The sequence below is a fragment of the Flavicella sp. IMCC45537 genome (assembly GCF_057197705.1).
On record NZ_CM170067.1, the window covers coordinates 13,926 to 31,127 of the forward strand.

At 33.7% G+C, this 17,202-nt stretch carries 16 protein-coding genes; 9 read left to right on the plus strand and 7 right to left on the minus strand.

Translation table 11 applies throughout. The annotated features are described in order from the left end of the window. Nucleotides 1-51 precede the first annotated feature (51 nt). From AC2DGP_RS00075 to sigZ, 5 genes are all read right to left on the minus strand, one after another. Nucleotides 52-2,013 carry a plastocyanin/azurin family copper-binding protein gene (locus AC2DGP_RS00075; RefSeq protein ID WP_484490998.1) on the minus strand — a complete coding sequence of 654 codons (1,962 nt, stop codon included), beginning with the start codon at nucleotides 2,011-2,013 and terminating at the stop codon, nucleotides 52-54. A 13-nt stretch (nucleotides 2,014-2,026) separates the two neighbouring features. Continuing rightward, on the minus strand, nucleotides 2,027-3,883 hold the full coding sequence (locus AC2DGP_RS00080) for a 3-keto-disaccharide hydrolase (RefSeq protein ID WP_484490999.1): 1,857 nt from the start codon (nucleotides 3,881-3,883) through the stop codon (nucleotides 2,027-2,029). Nucleotides 3,884-4,200: 317 nt separating this feature from the next. Continuing rightward, nucleotides 4,201-4,806: a DUF1684 domain-containing protein gene (locus tag AC2DGP_RS00085; protein WP_484491000.1), complete on the minus strand. Its 606-nt coding sequence runs from the start codon at nucleotides 4,804-4,806 to the stop codon at nucleotides 4,201-4,203. 2 nt (nucleotides 4,807-4,808) lie between these two features. Beyond that, a complete protein-coding gene (locus tag AC2DGP_RS00090; RefSeq protein ID WP_484491001.1) occupies nucleotides 4,809-5,516 on the minus strand; it encodes a class I SAM-dependent methyltransferase in 708 nt (235 codons plus the stop codon). A gap of 61 nt (nucleotides 5,517-5,577) precedes the next feature. Further along, nucleotides 5,578-6,120 (minus strand): RNA polymerase sigma factor SigZ, encoded by a 543-nt coding sequence (gene sigZ, locus AC2DGP_RS00095; RefSeq protein ID WP_484491002.1) that lies wholly within the window; start codon nucleotides 6,118-6,120, stop codon nucleotides 5,578-5,580. 295 nt (nucleotides 6,121-6,415) lie between these two features. Here sigZ and AC2DGP_RS00100 point away from each other — a divergent pair, with 295 nt between their 5' ends. Then, entirely contained in the window at nucleotides 6,416-6,574 is a 159-nt protein-coding gene (locus AC2DGP_RS00100) for a C1orf53 family protein (protein ID WP_484491003.1), read from the plus strand. 609 nt (nucleotides 6,575-7,183) lie between these two features. Here the strand turns inward: AC2DGP_RS00100 and rlmF are convergent. Both rlmF and AC2DGP_RS00110 read right to left on the minus strand, forming a co-directional pair. Then, the gene (rlmF, locus tag AC2DGP_RS00105; RefSeq protein WP_484491004.1) at nucleotides 7,184-8,086 is read right to left on the minus strand and encodes a 23S rRNA (adenine(1618)-N(6))-methyltransferase RlmF; all 903 of its coding nucleotides are present in this window, start codon (nucleotides 8,084-8,086) and stop codon (nucleotides 7,184-7,186) included. A gap of 44 nt (nucleotides 8,087-8,130) precedes the next feature. After that, nucleotides 8,131-9,102 carry a tRNA dihydrouridine synthase gene (locus AC2DGP_RS00110; protein WP_484491005.1) on the minus strand — a complete coding sequence of 324 codons (972 nt, stop codon included), beginning with the start codon at nucleotides 9,100-9,102 and terminating at the stop codon, nucleotides 8,131-8,133. Nucleotides 9,103-9,293: 191 nt separating this feature from the next. On the opposite strand from AC2DGP_RS00110, the gene AC2DGP_RS00115 reads away from it, so the two are divergent. From AC2DGP_RS00115 to AC2DGP_RS00150, 8 genes are all read left to right on the plus strand, one after another. Continuing rightward, nucleotides 9,294-10,838 (plus strand): DUF1254 domain-containing protein, encoded by a 1,545-nt coding sequence (locus tag AC2DGP_RS00115; RefSeq protein WP_484491006.1) that lies wholly within the window; start codon nucleotides 9,294-9,296, stop codon nucleotides 10,836-10,838. A gap of 104 nt (nucleotides 10,839-10,942) precedes the next feature. After that, nucleotides 10,943-11,341, plus strand: coding sequence for an ACT domain-containing protein (locus AC2DGP_RS00120; RefSeq protein ID WP_484491007.1), 399 nt, complete (start codon nucleotides 10,943-10,945; stop codon nucleotides 11,339-11,341). Nucleotides 11,342-11,524: 183 nt separating this feature from the next. Beyond that, nucleotides 11,525-11,947, plus strand: a complete 423-nt coding sequence (locus AC2DGP_RS00125) for a DUF1330 domain-containing protein (RefSeq protein WP_484491008.1) — start codon at nucleotides 11,525-11,527, stop codon at nucleotides 11,945-11,947. A gap of 114 nt (nucleotides 11,948-12,061) precedes the next feature. Next, entirely contained in the window at nucleotides 12,062-12,472 is a 411-nt protein-coding gene (locus AC2DGP_RS00130; protein ID WP_484491009.1) for a hypothetical protein, read from the plus strand. Between the two features lie 216 nt (nucleotides 12,473-12,688). Continuing rightward, on the plus strand, nucleotides 12,689-13,516 hold the full coding sequence (locus tag AC2DGP_RS00135; RefSeq protein ID WP_484491010.1) for a putative zinc-binding metallopeptidase: 828 nt from the start codon (nucleotides 12,689-12,691) through the stop codon (nucleotides 13,514-13,516). Nucleotides 13,517-13,948: 432 nt separating this feature from the next. After that, complete coding sequence (locus tag AC2DGP_RS00140; protein WP_484491011.1) at nucleotides 13,949-14,635, plus strand: helix-turn-helix domain-containing protein; 687 nt, start codon at nucleotides 13,949-13,951, stop codon at nucleotides 14,633-14,635. 131 nt (nucleotides 14,636-14,766) lie between these two features. After that, entirely contained in the window at nucleotides 14,767-15,402 is a 636-nt protein-coding gene (locus AC2DGP_RS00145; RefSeq protein WP_484491012.1) for a hypothetical protein, read from the plus strand. A 5-nt stretch (nucleotides 15,403-15,407) separates the two neighbouring features. Continuing rightward, on the plus strand, nucleotides 15,408-16,688 hold the full coding sequence (locus AC2DGP_RS00150) for a hypothetical protein (RefSeq protein ID WP_484491013.1): 1,281 nt from the start codon (nucleotides 15,408-15,410) through the stop codon (nucleotides 16,686-16,688). Nucleotides 16,689-17,202 lie beyond the last annotated feature (514 nt).

Here is a 17,202-nt window from a genome sequence, read left to right on the forward strand (position 1 = left end):
AAAAAGCGATACCCAACGGTATCGCTTTTTTGTTATCAAGAAATATTTAAATTATTTTACAATAACTTTTATTTTCATGGTATTGGAGTGACCAGGAAAAGTACATACCAGCCAATATTGACCGCCATGTCTTGGAACTTCAAAAAATATTTTTTCTGAAGATTCTGGTCCCACAATTCCAGTATGGTTTAATACACTTGGAGAGTTCGGGACATAGTTGTATTTAGGAGCATCTAGTCCTAAGGCTAATGCAGCTTCCCCTAAAGCGTTTGGAACATCTGCACCTGGTTTTGCAAATACCACATTGTGTAACATATCATCACTGTTGATGAAATTCAATTCTATCTTCGCATTTCTTTCTAAAGTAATTTCTTTGATATCAAATTTCATTCCTGGTTTAGTACCAATGGTAATTTTTCTGTCCGGGCCATCCGTCCAAGTAAATGGCATTTCATTGGTTCTTTTCTTTTGTTTGATATTGTTGCTTTTCTTTGGCATCTCAGGCATCGCTGGCGAATTTAAAACACCTCCAGGAACTTCGTTTAGAGTGTAATAGGCAGCATTGTGCAATAGTTTTTCTCCAGAAGTAGCCTGTACGCCATGAGCCTTTAATTGGTGTATGAAACCTAAGCGCATACCATGTACCATTAGTTTAACCGTTTTGCCATCTTCAGAAACAGTGGCTTTATGAATCATTGCATTTTGGTTGTCTTCAATCGGACTTCCGTAGGTTCTGTGATATCTATAAGTAAAACTTTTCATATCGTAGTTAGCTACATCTTCTGCAATTTTTTTATCCACGGGTTTTGTGAATTCTAGTAAAAAACCATCGTTTAAGGCCTTCATCGTTTTGATTTCAAAAGGAGTCTTACCCGTCCACTCTAACCTTTGTAGTCCGTAAGGTTTTCTACCTCTTGAAGCCCATCCTCTGCTGGTCATACCAACAAACATGTTGTTCTCATTACCCCAAATCATTCGTAAAACACCTGAAGAAAAACCTTCTCTAAATGGGAAAGCTGCACCTTGGTAAACACCATTTACCTTTTCCATATAAACACGCATAATTTTAGAATGCCCTTGATCACCAACAAATAATTGGTTTTCAAAAGGTCCAAAGTTGACACCTTTTTTATGGTACAACATATCCGATGTAGAAATTCCTAAAACTGTATGAGGGAACCAAATAGCTGGAGCTTTTAATTCTGGAACTTTTTTGGAGTATTCAAATAAGGTCATTCCTGAAAACTCCTCGATATCTTCGATTTTTAATTTTAGCGGAGATTTTGGATCATCTGTCCATTTCAATCCAGAAACATGGCCTGCAAAATCACCAGATTCTAAGTGTGTTAATCTACCAGAACCAACCCAATCACCTTGGTTTTCTGTGAAAAATAAATCATCATTTGCATTGATTCCAAAACCAGCAGGCGACCTAAGTCCTGTTGCAATAGGGGTCATTTCACCTTCTGGAGTTATTTGTAACATCCAACCTCTCCATTTAGTTAGGGCAACTCCACCAACTCCATTCACCCAAGATAGGTTTAAAGTTACAATAAGGTCTCCATTGGATTTTATTTTGGGTCCATAAGAATATTCATGATAGTTTCCAGACAAAGGCCAAGAAAAGATACTTTTAAAAACATCCGCTTTTCCGTCGTTATTTTTGTCTTCCAAACGAGTCAATTCTCCTCTTTGTGAAAGGTAAAAACCATTATTTGTATAGGCCAATCCTAACGCTTCGTGCAAACCATTTGCATAGAGATTATAGGTTGCACTCTTGGACAATGGGTTGTCAATCAACCAAACTTCACCTTTTCTGGTGGACACCCCAAGTTTATTGTCATCCGTCATGGCCAATCCACCAACTTCTAAAACAACATCCTTAGGTATTGGTACGTCAATAATTTTATAGAATTCTGATTCCTTAATATCCGCGGCTGATTTTTTCTGAGCTATTGCCACCATCTGTAATAGAACCAAAAGGATGCTCGCTATTTTTGTATATGCTTTCATAATTTTATATTTTTTACCAGATGATTGTATATTCTAATGTTTGCTTTCCACTTGGAATTTTTACAAGTAGCTCTTCCTTGCCTTTTGATTTTCTAATAAAAGGTTTCAAATTAGAATCAGAAGGAAATTCAACATAATAACTGGTATTGTTAATGATGTAGCCTCCAGTCTTTAGTTGTTTGATAGAAACTCCTTCATTTATTTTATGGTATAACTCATTCGGCCCTTCAATTTTTATTTTTCTTGTAATTCCTCTCGTGGAATTGCTTGGGTTCATTTCATTAGTTATTTTAGTTGCTCCCATTTGATGTGTATAAACAGGTCTTCCTTTCGCGTTTAGAATATAGCTGTCAAACTTAATGTCTTCAATAGAGGTGTTCCACTCTTCATTTTCTGATTTCAGTTGTGTGAATTCTCTGTATCCAAACATTGGTACTGCAAAAGAACCGGTTCTACCAAATTGCTCTGTCCCTCTTGAACTCCACATTTGTGTGGCATCAAAAAATAAGTCACCACTCCATACGGATAATAGAGAAGCATGATCTAAGTCAAATGAATAATGAATACCTTCTGGAGTTCCGGCAGAAATGCAGTGCATTCTTTTTTCTCCGTGATGGTACATAAAACTACGTTGAGTATTTGGGTGTGCTGAGGCATGAACCGTATGTTTTGGATTTCTTTTTAAAGGTTTTTTACCTGTTGATAGATTTGGATCTAACGATTGAAGTTTTAGGTGCGGACCTTCAACATTCAAAACAACACTTCCCATCCAAGGACTTCCTTTGCTGGCCATTAATTCAAAAGGAACAGCTGTTCCCTTTTCTAAGTATATTTTAGTAGAGGTAATACGCTTTTTGTTTATTAATAACTGAGAAATTCCTCCAAGGGCAGTTTTGAAGTTAAATAAATAAGTTCCGGTTTCTGGCACGTTAATTTCACCAGAATAGTAAATGGTTTTAGCGTAGTTTCTACTTTTAAGCATTCCTAAAGTTACTTTAGTTACTTCCTCTGCTTTTATTTCTTGTACCATGTTTAAATCAGGTACTTTAGTTTTGTAGATTTTGTTATATTCTTTACAAAGTAAATTGTTGAACGTTATATTTTGAGGTGTATAGGTTTTATAAACAATATTTTTAATAGCTACAGGGCCGTGGTCCCCTTGTATCATAAGAGATGCTTTTGCAACTTCATCAGCAAAAGCTGCAGCGCGTGTAGGACCTGTTACCGAAACGTTTTCTTGTATTAATACACCATTCAGCCAAACTTCATGAAAAATAGCATTTTTCGTCTTTTTTCCTGCTTTGTTAAATCTAGGAGCACTGAATTTTATTTTTAGATGCTGCCATAATCCGGGTGCTTTAGCTGCGTTTACTTTAGGATTATGTCCTTCATATCCTTCTTTGCCTTTTTTCTTGCTTTTGTCCCAACGTTGGTAGATACCTCCAATATCTTTGTATTTAGGATGTTCCACGCCCCAACTATCAAAGAGTTGAACTTCATATCTACTTTGTAAATAAATACCTGAGTTAGAACCTTTCGGCATCATAACATCAAGCTCAATATCTATGTCCTCGTGCTCCAGAACCGTAAATAAATTTTGTTTTGCATTGTCTGTAGGATCATTCATTAATATGCCAGTCCCCTTAGTACCTGCAATTTTTCTCCATTGCGTTTTATCTGCAAATGCAGATCCAACAATTTTCCAATTGTCTGTTACTTTTTTAAATGATGATAAGTCGTTTAATTCAATTTCTGTATAAGGTAGAGTTGCTGTATGAACAGCTCCTTTCACAGCTTTTTTTTGAGGATCTGTTTTATTACAGGATAGTAATAATAAAAGAACCGACAAGCCTAAAAAATAATTTTTCATTCTGATGTTGTTTAAGTTTTTTTGAGCTTCTGTTACAGAGGCAGGTAAAAATAATTTTTTTCACTAGTTATTCTGTTTAATATTGTTCAGTGAAAAAAACTGAACAATATTTAAATCAGTAGGATAGGATTTACCTGTGACTTATGAAGTCAAATGATTTATAACAAAGAAAGAGAAATTGAAGTAATCTGAATATACTGATTGTCTAAATCAATAGCATATATGGTTTTGAGCAAAGAAAAAAAGTGTTTTTTTCTATTGTCTCAATGTCTGTATAATAAGGTTGTTTCTAGTAAGTTTAAAGATGAAATAGGGGGCTATTCAGTAAGTAATCCTTTTTTTACCCCTGCTTCGATGGCAATGTTTAGATGGTTTTCAGAAGGGGGAATTGGACAAGAATAATTGTGGTTGTAGGCGCAATACGGGTTGTACGCTTTGTTAAAATCAATAACGATAGTATTATTAATGATATTACTGATAAAAACATCTACATAACGACCACCTTCATAAGTTTCTGTTTCGTTGGTAGTATCTTTAAAAGGCAAGAATAAATAATCTTTATAGTCAAAACTAAATTTAGAATCTTGACTTTGGTATATTTTCAAAACCTGTTTTTGTCCGTTCAAGATAAAGGTAGCAATTGCATATTGCTGGTATAATGGAGTTCTGTTACTGGTGGTTTCCATTTTAAATAACGGAGCATCAGGTGTTCGTTTTACAGAGGCTACTACCACATAATTTTTATCCCAGTTATAAAAAGGTAAGCCTTTGAATGCTTTTATATCTTTTTTACTTAACGGAGAGTTGTCTTTGTTACCATATTGTAAGTTCAATTCTGCCTGAAAAGATTTCTGAGCAGACTCCGTTTGAGCTTGAGCTGTGAATAATGTTAGACAGAAAATAAAAGTAGTAAGATATTTCATTTTTATAGGATTGTAATTTTCGCAAGGTAATCAAAATGTTCGCCTTCTTGTAAAAGTTCACAATGCATTCCGTTATAGTTAGCGCAGCGTTGCAAAGTATTGTAATCTACATACAACCAAGGAAAAGAAGTAGCTTTTTCGTTTTTGTACGACATGTCAAAAGTAACTTCGCCATAGTAGGCTATATCGCTCGGAATCCAATGTTCACCTTCTTCATCTTCATACATATAAATGATATCTGATGAATCAATTAATATTTGACCTTTTGGTGTTAATAAAGATTTTAACTTGAGTAAAAAAGGGGCCAGATTATCTAGTGTTCCACATATTCCAGTGCCGTTCATTAAGGCTAAAATTGTATCAAAAGATCTGTTTTCTAAAGTCCAAATATCTTGAACAATGCTATCCATAATACCTCTTTTTTTACAAACTTCTATCGCTCCTTTAGAAATGTCTAAAGCAGTTGTTTTTTTGTTTTTCTCTTGAAGATAAAGCGAATGACTTCCTGCACCAGCGCCAAGATCTAAAATAGTTCCTTTACAATTTTTAAGAGCTATTTGTTCTAAAGTAGGCATTTCATCAAACGAACGAAATAAATAAGGTAAAGGCATAGTGTCTTCCTCTGCAATTGAAGAATTGGTAACCAGATCTTCGGTATAATCTCCGTTTTGGTAATCTAATAATGCAGTTCCGTAGATGTCTTTGGACATGTAGTTTTTTTGCAAATTTAGTAAAATAGCAGAGCAAAAAATAATTTTAAAAAGGATGCTTTTAAGAATTACACACTTTGCAGTCTTCTATGTTTTTGTGTTCCCCTATAAGATGACCATTTGCATCTAGTTTATAGTCACAGCAATCCATAAAACCTTTTTTTAGTAATTCTCTCCCTCGTTGAATTCTTGATTTTGCAGCAGGCAATCCTATGGATAAGGTATCTGCCGCTTTTTGTTGTTTGTACCCTTTGATATCTGTTAAAACAAGAATGTCTTTATATTTTTTAGGTAAGTTAAGGATCAGCGGTAGCACACAATCTTTGGCATGATGGTCATCTTTTGAACTTTCTTCGTTAGTATCATTGATCTCTGTAGGGAGCACATTGTCTTTTTTTCTAAAATAATCTATGGTAGCATTGTTAGCGATGGTAAAAAGCCAAGATTTTAATTGTTTCTTTTCTTTTAATTCGTGTTTGTGCAGATGAATTTTTATAAATACCTCTTGCAAGATATCTTCAGCAATAGATTCATTTTTGACCTTGCTAAAAATAAATTTTTTCAAGCCAGTTGCGAATTCAGACCAAATTTTTTCTGTATCCATAGTTCCATTATATTTCCTTCTCTTTAAAAATCAATTTTAAAGAGAAGGAAGATTAGTTAACAATTACAATTAGCGCAAGTACAAGATTCGCAAGTACAAGTGGCACATTGTCCATTTTTGCAAGATTCACAATTGCAAGTACAGTTTGTATTTTTCATAATGTTATCATTTAATAGTTAAAGTTACTTATAAGACGCAGGAATGTCAAAAAAGATGCAAAAAATACTGAAAAAATAGAATATTTTTTTTCCAACCAATGATAAGCCCTATTTTTGCTCGACTTTAAAAGAGGAAAATGGATTTACCAAAATTAGTAGAAGGAGATTTTTATTGGAATGAAGATGGTTATCGTGTTTTTACAGAACAATATCATCTAAAAAGAGGGTATTGCTGTAAAAGTGGATGCAAACATTGTCCGTATAATTACGATAAAAAAACAGATTCTTTTAAGTGATAACAGAACACATCAAAAGCTTGGCTTCCGAGAACGTATTTAGCTAGTTTGTGATGTCAGTTCGAGTAATCCATTTTTTAAGGATTGTATTGAGAACAATTGGTGTCTTACTTCTTGATACTAATTTCTTTATTTTATTCCTAAATTCACTTGAAGTGACAGGGTTTATATTCATTTTGTCTTGACACAAAACGAATCAAAAAGTCAAGACTTCAGCTATTTTCTTAAAATTCCTAATCCTCGAATCAAGACCAACTGAACTCGTCCTATGTCCTCAAACAGCAGTTGCTCAAAAAATGATTCTTGCGGTTGAAATTTCTACAGAAAATCACTTGAGGTCCGTTTTGAAAGTTTGTTCTTAGAGCCTTATTACTTTCAACTCTTGTATTTATTTACCAAGTTATGTCAGTTCGAGTAATCCATTTTTCATGGATTGTATCGAGAACAATAGGTGTCTTATTTCTCGATACTAATTTCTTCATTTCATTCCTAAATTCACTTGAAGTGACAATAAAATACTGGCACGCGAGAAATAATTTTATCTGATTCTAGAATTTTAAAAAAGTAGTTTAATAAGTTTGGAATCAGTGTGTTTACTAGAATTGATGTCTACTGCACAAAAGACCAAACCAAAATTCTGCTTACTTTAGCACCTTGTCCCATTGGGATTGTTTTAAATGTTGTAGCACCTAGTTTTTTTAGCAATACTTTTAGCGGACGAATATTTTCTTTTTTAGAAACAAGAGTAGTAAACCAAGTCACATTTTCTGCATGATGTTTACTCTGACGGATCATGTTTTTTAGGAATATAATTTCTCCTCCATCACACCAAAGTTCATTATGCTGTCCACCAAAATTTAGAGTTTCTGCCCCTTTAGATTTTAGATTTTTTAATTTTCTTTTGGTAGCTGCCATTGCTGCCGCTTCAGATTCATGGAAAGGAGGGTTGCAGATACTGATATCAAATTTTTCTCCTTCCTTAATTGCGCCTCTAAAAATATCTTTCTTATTTTCCTGTAAACGCAATGTGACTGCTTTTTGTATTTCAGGGTTTGATTTCAAAATTTGAGATGCTGAAGTAAGGGATTTTTCTTCAATATCCACCCCTACAAAAGACCATCCGTATTCTTGATGTCCTAGAATAGGATAAATACAATTGGCACCAACACCTATGTCTAAACATTTTATTTGGGGGCCTGTGGGAATCTTTCCTGTAGAATTTTCAGCTAATAAATCAGCGATGTAATGGATGTAATCCACACGTCCAGGTACAGGAGCACACAAAAAACCTTTAGGGATTCTCCAATCTTTAAGCTGGTAATAATGGAGCAATAGGGCTTTGTTCAATGCTTTTACCGCATTAGGATTAAAAAAATCTATTGAATAAGTGCCATATTCATTTTTAGAAACAAAAGGTTTTAATGCCGGTAATGTTTCAATGAGTACTTTGAAATTGTATTGACCTTGATGTTTATTTCTAGGATGCAATATGGGAGCAGTTGGTTTTGCCATTGGAAGTGTTTTTTTTCAAGCTAGAAAAACTAGTTGAGTGTAAATTAAATTGAATTAGAAAAACCTTTAAATTCTTTGTTCGCTAAGATTTCTGAAACTGCGGTTTGGTAACTTTTGATATTTTTAGCTTTTTTGATTTTTTTATACACCTTTTGTGGATTGTCAAAAGATTGTGCAAAATACTCCCAAAAGCCTAACATTTTCATTCTAATAGGAGTCGGACCTTGTAAAAAGGCATCATATTGTTCAAAAATAGTATCATGAAAAGCTCTAAAAATCTCCATACTATTTTCAGGATATTCTGTGGTATTCTCTTTGATCATTTTGGGCAAAAAAGGATCTGCTATCAAACCTCGGCCTATCATCCAGTGGTCTATTGCAGGAAAACGTTCTTGCACTGTTTTAAAGGAGGCTACACTAGTAATATCTCCATTATAATATAATTTGTGTTTGGTGTTGTCAATACATTTTTGGAACGAATCCCAATCAACGCCACCTTTGTACAACTGTTTCCCAATCCTAGCATGAATGGCAATATTTTTCAATGGATAATTGTCTAGAATTGGAAATACGTCTTGTATTTCTTCAGGAGTTTCATAGCCCATACGCATTTTCATAGAAACAGTAATATCCGTTTCGTTGTGTACACGTTTTAAAATATGGTCTATTTTTTCTGGTTGACAAATCAAACCAGACCCCATTCCTTTTTTAGTTACCATCGGATAGGGACAACCTAAATTCCAATTCAATTCTTTATAGCCCAATTCTTGAATGTATTTCACCACATATAAAAACTCTTCATCAGAGTTGGTCATAATTTGTGGAATAACCTCCAAGGTGTCATTATGTTCTAGGGCTAGGTCTCTTTTATAAGATGATTTGATTACTAATTTACCATTCATACGAATGTAAGGAGCATAAAAAGTATCAATACCACCAAAAAATTTGTGAAAAGCATTTCTAAAACGGAAATCCGTAAATCCTTGTAAAGGAGAAGAAAGTAAAGTAAGACTCATAAATCAAATATTCGATGCAAAGATACATTAGTTCTTTAGTATCTCATCTTATAGTTACTTGAATTTATTGGAATTATTGTACAACATTTAGAAAGGAAAATTTGAATTCATCACCTTTCAGATTTTACGAATATGAGTTTTATCAAATAATAAAAAAATGGCTACTTTAGAGCAAAATATAAAACAGCTATATGAAATATTACAATTATTATATGACCATGTTTTTAGCGGGAAGTTTAACATTTACCTCCTGTAACGAAAGCAAATCTGAGGAAAAGGAAAAAGTACCCGCGCCGACCATGAAAATGAGTACGGCCATTCCAGAAGGAATTGCAACACCCAATGCCCTTCAAACAGAAACCTTAGGAACTTTGGAGTTTTTTGATGGGGTGCCAACTCCAAAAACAGAGGATGAGGTTTATAATTATATAGATCTACACAATGCAGTTGATGCCTATGTAAAGGGAATTCAAATTGCCTCTATGGAAGCCATGAAGCAAGGATTACTTTCATTGGGACCTGCAAATACAACCGCTTTTTTATTTGAAGATTTAATGGATTCGAAGTCTTTATGGCTAACTCCAAATACCACTTCTGTTTATATGGCCTCTTGGTTAGAGTTAGGAGAAGAGCCTATGGTTATTGAAACACCACCTGATGTTTTAGGGATTATTGACGATCATTATTTTAAATATGTTGCGGACTTTGGTCGATTGGGGCCAGACAAAGCAAAAGGAGGTAAGTTTTTAATTGTTCCTCCTGGATATAAAGGAAAGGTGCCCAGTAAAGGATATCATGTATACCATACGAATACTTATGGTCATTGGGTGATTTGGAGAGGTTTTCAAAAAAATGGAAGTCCAAAACCTGCAGTAGATGCAACAAAAGCAACTTTTAAAATGTATCCATTATCCCAAAAAGACAATCCACCAGCAATGACTTTTGTGAATGTCTCTGGAGATGCTCACAATACCATTCATAGAATGGATGCTGAGATTTATAATGAGATTAATGCGGTTATTCAACACGAACCATTGATTGGTGAAAACCCGGAAATTTTAGGTTCGTTGGCTGCTATTGGAATTAAAAAGGGCCAAGAGTTTAAACCAGATGCTAGAATGCAAGCCATTTTAGAAGAAGCTGCAAAAATAGGAGCAGCGATTGTAAGAACACAAATGGCAAAACCACGTGCAGATTATTTGTATAAATTTCCTGGGACAAAATGGTTGAATCCATTGGCGTATAAAAGTTATTTGTTTGAGCATGAGGGGTCAAGGTTGTTAGACGCCCGAAGCGCTTTTCATTTTTATGCAACAGGGATTACACCCGCAATGTCAATGAAAATTATAGGGAAAGGATCTCAGTACGCTATTGCTTATTCTGATAAAGATGGAAATACTTTTGATGGAGGCAAAACGTATAAATTTCATATACCACCCAACCCACCAATGAAAGAATTTTGGTCGTTTACAATTTACGACAATCAAACTCGATCTATGTTACAAACAGATCAGCAATTTCCTGGAATTGACAATAATAAAAAAGGATTGTTGCAAAACGCAGATGGAAGTTGGGATATATATATCGGACCAAAAGCACCGAAAGGTTTGGAGAACAATTGGATTCAAACCGTGCCAGGAAAAGGATGGAATACAATTTTTAGATTGTATGCTCCTTTAGAACCTTGGTTTGAGGGAGAATGGTATCCTTCTGATGCGGAAGAAATAAATTTATAAACTAGTAAAAAAAGGATTCTTTGGAATCCTTTTTTTTGCTAATACCTAGTTTTATTGATAGCAAACAGCTAGGGTATGGATAGTATCTAAATCAAAATAAGCAAATGCCAGGAGAAACAAAATTATCAGAATTGATCAAAGGAATGACGCCCAAATTGAATGAGGGAGAGTATGTGTTTTCGACCGTAACTGATCTCAATAGTATTGACCGAAAAGATACTATTGCTGAGTTCAAAGAAAAGGAAGGAATAACGATTGTTTTAGATAAAATGAAAGCAGATCAATTGAAGGTAAGCTATGAATATATTGCTTGTTGGATTACACTTACAATTCATTCATCTCTGGATGCTGTTGGATTGACAGCAATATTCGCAACAGAATTGGCAAAAAATAATATCAGTTGTAATGTGATGGCAGGATATTACCACGATCATGTTTTTGTGGCTAAAAATCATGCCGACAAAGCGATGAGAGTTTTGCAAAAATTAGCAGAAAATTCCTAATAATATGTATTGCTTGAATCCTACAAAGGCGATTGAATTAAAAGGGAAAATACTAAACAGACTGCAAAATTTATTTGTATAAATTGCGGGCAACAGCGAAAAAATGTAAGACAAGTATTTTTAATATTTGTGTTTTTTGAACATGGGGAAATAAAACCTGTTTGTAATTTAAAAAAAAATAATATGAAAGGATATGTAGAGGCAAGTGCTGAATCTGGAAAGAAATTCTATCAAGATTTCCATAACAAAGGAAAAATAGTAATGCTAAATTTATTGAAGTTTAGAGAGCAAGCAAACTATGATAATTTAGAAGAAATAAAACCTAATAAAATTATCAGTGGAGAAGAAGCTTACCAACGTTATATGAAAAGCACTCTACCTGAATTAAAAAAAGCAGGAAGCAAAATCATTTATTATGGAAAAAGCAATTCTTTTTTAATTGGACCAGAGTCGGAACAATGGGATGCCATATTAGTTGTAGAGCATACCTCTGTTTTAAAATTTATGGAGTTTGCTAAAAATGAGGAGTACTTGAAAAATGCAGGACATAGAGCGGCGGCACTTATAGATTCTCGTTTGTTGCCATCTTCTGAAATTGAAAACTAAACCAAGGTGTTCTGTAATCATCTACCAACTACTATGAAAAAACTGTCCCTATTAATTTTACTAGTCTTTTCTCTTAAATCGTACTGTCAAAAAAATAGTATTCCAACTTTTTACATGGACTCCTTAGAAGTGGATATGGACTATACTTATATCAACCCGAAAAGTATAGAATCGATAGATATTGGTCGTAAAAGCGAAAATGGGGAAGTATATTTTTCTGCAAAAAAATCACTTGTGCTAAATTCAATTTCTGAGGTATTAAAAAAACAGACTTTAATTCCTGGTCTTAATAAAACAACAATTATTAAAATAAACGGAAAGAAAATAATAAATCCATCTGATCTGAAAATTGATGATTCCTACTTTTTTTATTTTAATTTAGAAACTTTTACTGATGTGGAGTATGTATCGAAAAAATTGAGAAAAATAAAAATTCTTAATATTGAACTTGAGAAGGAGGAAAGAAAACCTCAAATTATACGAGGAAAAGGCTCAAATAATGTTTTGCAAAATCTAGATCAGTAGCGAGCACCATGATGGAATCAAGGGGGAGATTTGTGCCTCAATCTAAATTTTTTATTTATTCATTTTCTTCATGGTGTAAATATCATTGGAGCATAATTTTTACAAAAAAAATCAAAGCGAGTATCTTTGAACAAAGGTTCGTTGATGGGTTGAAAGATTTTGATTTTGAAATAAACAACGACTCTTATAAAACTGGTAAAACATTAAAACAAAATAATGAGAAATACACTAATCATATTACTCTTAATAAGTTTAAAGGTAAATTGTCAAGAGAATGATGCTATTGGTGGTGAGCGTTGGAATATTATAAATGGAATCATTCAACCAAATGGAGGACTAAAGGATTCTAGTGCTTTCAAATATTGGAATTATTTAAATGAAAAATTACCCTCTGACTTGTTAAATAAATATGTTTCGAGTTTGCGTTTATTCACTGATGGTATGCAAGAAGAATTAGGAGGTATGTCGCCTTTAAATGATAGTAATTCAAAATGGGAAATTGATATTGATACTCTTGATTTTAATTTTAACAATAAAAGCGAATTGCATATTAGAGATTATACACATACAATAATTCATGAGTTTGGTCATTTATTAACGCTTAACCCTGAACAGGTTGAAGTTACCGATGATGAATTTCAGAATGACGAAAAAGGGTATCTGACGTTAGAAGGTTATGCGAATCAGAATAGTTATCTCGGGAAATTTGTAAATCGTTTTTGGAATGATAAGTTGTTGAAAAAGTGGGATAAAATAGAAAGAGTAAAAAACGAAAACAGAAAACTAAATTTGATATATGACTTTTATTTAGAATATGAAAATTCCTTTTTAACAGACTATGCAGCGGAAAGTCCGGAGGAGGATATTGCAGAATCTTGGACTTTTTTTATTTTGAGTGATAAACCAAGTGCAAATGAAATTAAGCATCATAAAGTACTGTTCTTTTACGAATTTCCTGAGCTAATCGCATACCGGAAAAGTATAAGAGAAAAGATAGAGGCAATTCCTGCTAATTATATTGAAAATTATAAACAGGTTTTTTAAGTCGGTGCCAAAACCATCATACTTTCAAGGTACAGTTTTGTGTTTCCCTTTAAATTTTTGATTTATTTGTAAAGTCTGCTTCAACTTATTTATCTATTTTTAGGTCGACAAAATAAAAACAATAAATAGGTATATGCTTGTGTTGGAGTTAGCAATTCACGAATTGTAAAACTCAAACTAATCTTGTATAAAACGTTGTATAAAATACAACCAAAAAAATAGCAACCATAAATATGACCGCTATACGCGTTGATCGTAAACATAAAAAAAATGCTTCTATTTGAATATATCATACTTATTTTAACCTATACCAGTTTCACTATTTCTTTGTTTCTGCAGCTACTTTGTTACAAAAGAAATTTAGAGAAAAGGGAAACCATTTGGTTAACAGTTTCATTATTAATGTTATTGATTTCATTTGGTATATCACCGTTGTTTCCAGAAGAAAAAACCACCACCTTGTCTACATTGCTCTGTATGGTTTTGGTATCCGTAACTACTTTTTTAGATACATTAGCGCAACAAAAACATTCCATCCATGTTGTAATCAAGAAAATTCACATCGGAATGTCAGTTGTTTTAGCTGTTTTTCTGATTTTCTCGAAAATCATGTGGAACATGGTTTTTGCACAATGGGCTGTAGTTGGTTTTTTAATAGTTTCTGTGGTTATGTCAATGCTGATCACAAGGCAAACAAAGCCTATTCAACAATTTCAGCACTTAGAAAAATCAAATAAGATTTTCGCTGTTACATTTTTAATCCTAACACCGATCTATCTGATTTTTCATTATGCTTTTGAAAAGCAGTATCAACAATTTCAAATGGGATTTTTACTGTATTTCGCTTTTACGGCCTTGGCGGTACGAAAAATTTATGATGATTTGCAAAGGCTCTCTCTTATTAAAAATGTGATGACACCCAACGAGCAGCAATTTAAAAATTATGCACTTACAGAGAGAGAACAAGAAATTGCCAGACTTCTTTTTGAAGGATTGACCTATCAGAAAATTGCTGATCAGCTATTTATTTCTTTACCAACCGTAAAAACCCATACCAGTAACATCTACAAAAAAATAGGGGTAAAAACCCGAAGTGAATTAGCCAGCTTACTTAGGTAATACTTAAAAGTGTAACTATTTGATTATTAGCGCTCATACTTTTGTATGATATTGATATCTTAGGGGTAATTCCTACTCTTGTCCGATTGTGATCTAGGTTTTTAGTCAATATTTTTGCTTCAAAAAATTATATGAAGTACAAATTATTTCTCATCGTATGTTTTACAATGTATGTCGTTCCTTCGAATGCTCAAAATTCAGAAGTGCCACTTTCAACAGGTAACAATACCGAAAAAGAAACTAACCAAAGTAAAAGGCCAAGATTTTTTATAGCCTATGATTTTGGAGAAGCAATATTTAACCAATTCCAATCTTTGGGAGGAGAGGTGGGCTTACGATTTAAAAACAATCACTTATTCAGACTTGCTTATACCCACCTCTATTTGTCAGAAAAACATTTGTCCTCTGATTTTGCAAAAGCTGTTGAGGGAGAAAATGTAAAAGGGAAACAAGTTGGTTTTGAAGTCTTTTATGACTTTCCTGTGATTGTGAAAGGTCTTTATGTGGCTCCTTCAATAGGATATTATAACAATGAATACACACATACCATTCTCAATGAAACCCTGGAAAAGTCTTCATTTACCATGGGAGCGGCTATTAGTTTTACTGAAACGGATGTATTTAGGTTAAAAGGCTTGTATTACAGAGTTTCTGTTCCTTTTAGAGTGAATTTTGATCCCATTGAGGAAACAAAATTGGGAGATACCACCATCAAAAGCAACCAGTTTGAAAACAATATTTGGCTTTTTATTGGTTATCAATTTTAGCAATGATGAAACAAATAATTTTAATAACAGTATTTGCTTTTGTGTTAAACGTTCAAGCTCAGGAAGGGAGCAATGCAAAACAACGATTAGATTTTGCCAGCATGTATCTAGAGGCTGGAGGAAACTTTTTCCCCTCCTTTGATGGAAAACAATTGGTACATGGGGAAGTAGTGCCGATAGAATTTTCGGCTACCTTGAACCCTTATATTACTTGGGGAGGATTTCATTTTTGGGGACATGCAGAATTCTATGTGACCTTCCCTCTAAATCAAATAAACCTAGAGGAGCATGAAGTACAACATAAGCTTTTGCACTCCGTAGCAACAGGTGCTAGGATTTATCCTTGGACTATGGAAAAAGGAAAATTACGACCTTATATTGGTTTCAATTGGGGAGGGGTAGCATTTCAACAGATTCAGGAACCTCACCAAAATCATCCCATACTCTATAAAGATTTCATGCTGAATTATGATATCGGACTATTGTATAGCTATAAAAAAACGGCCTTTAGACTAGGATTAAATTATTTCCCAAATAATGAATGGCAATACCCACTTAGCAAAACAGAAACAGAGGAAATACTTACTCCAAAATTCTCTTTTCAAATTGGAGTTTTGTATGCCTTTGATGTTACAAAAAATAATACTCAAGAAAATATTGATATTTGGAATAACTATCCAAAAGTCTCAAAACTCTCTTATGATGCTAAATCATTTGGAGATTTTTTTATTGGAGCGGGGCCTTCTCAGTCCTTTTCGCTTTCAAACTCTGATTACAACTCCATAGAACTTCCTTATTTACAACCAAGATTGAGTTCTTCCGCTTATTTTGACCTTTCACTGGGGTATCATTTTAATAAAGCAAATTTCTTTACCGCCTTATCTTTTCGAAACCCTACTTACAAAACAGAAGGGTTTGGAGCGAAGCAGACCATTCATAAAACTTCTTTGGCATTGGAAGTAAATAAATTTCTGACCGATTACTCTGGCTTTGCACCCTATATTGGGCTCAATATAGCTTACGATCATATACAATACACTGAAGACGTGAGTGGAGCTACACGTAACTTGAATTTTGAATTCTTTGAACCAGGGTTAACTTTTGGTTGGGATATCGTACCCGGAAAAACAAATGAAGCTCTTATTCTGAGAACCAATTTGAGATGGTATCCGTTTTCTGAATTTAAAATAGAGGGAGAAAATTTTAATTTTAGTCAACTGGAATATAATTTAATTCAAGTGGTGTTTTATCCTACAAGACTTAGAAACAGGAAATCAAGTCAGTAGCTGTAGGGTTAAAAAAAAGTCCCATTATGGAAGCATAGGTTTCTAGCAACAATCTTTCTTAACTGACCTCCAGAGATTTTCTGTAGAAATTTCAACCGTAAGAATCATTTTTTGAGCAACTGTTGTTTGAGGACGCAGGACGAGTTCAGTGGGTCATGATTCGAGGATTAGGAATTTTGAGAAAATAGCTGAAGTCTTGACTTTTTGATTCGTTTTGTGTCAAGACAAAATGAATATAAACCCTCAATAATTGAAAGTAATAAAGTTCTAGCAACAATCTTTCTTAACTGACCTCCAGAGATTTTCTTTAGAAATTACAACCGCAAGAATCATTTTTTTGAGCAACTGCTGTTTGAGGATGCAGGACGAGTTCAGTGGGTCATGATTCGAGGATTGGAAATTTTAAGAAAATAACTGAAGTCTTGACTTTTTGATTCGTTTTGTGTCAAGACAAAATGAATATAAACCTGTCACTTCGAGTGAATTTGTGAATGGAATGAAAAAATTAGTATCG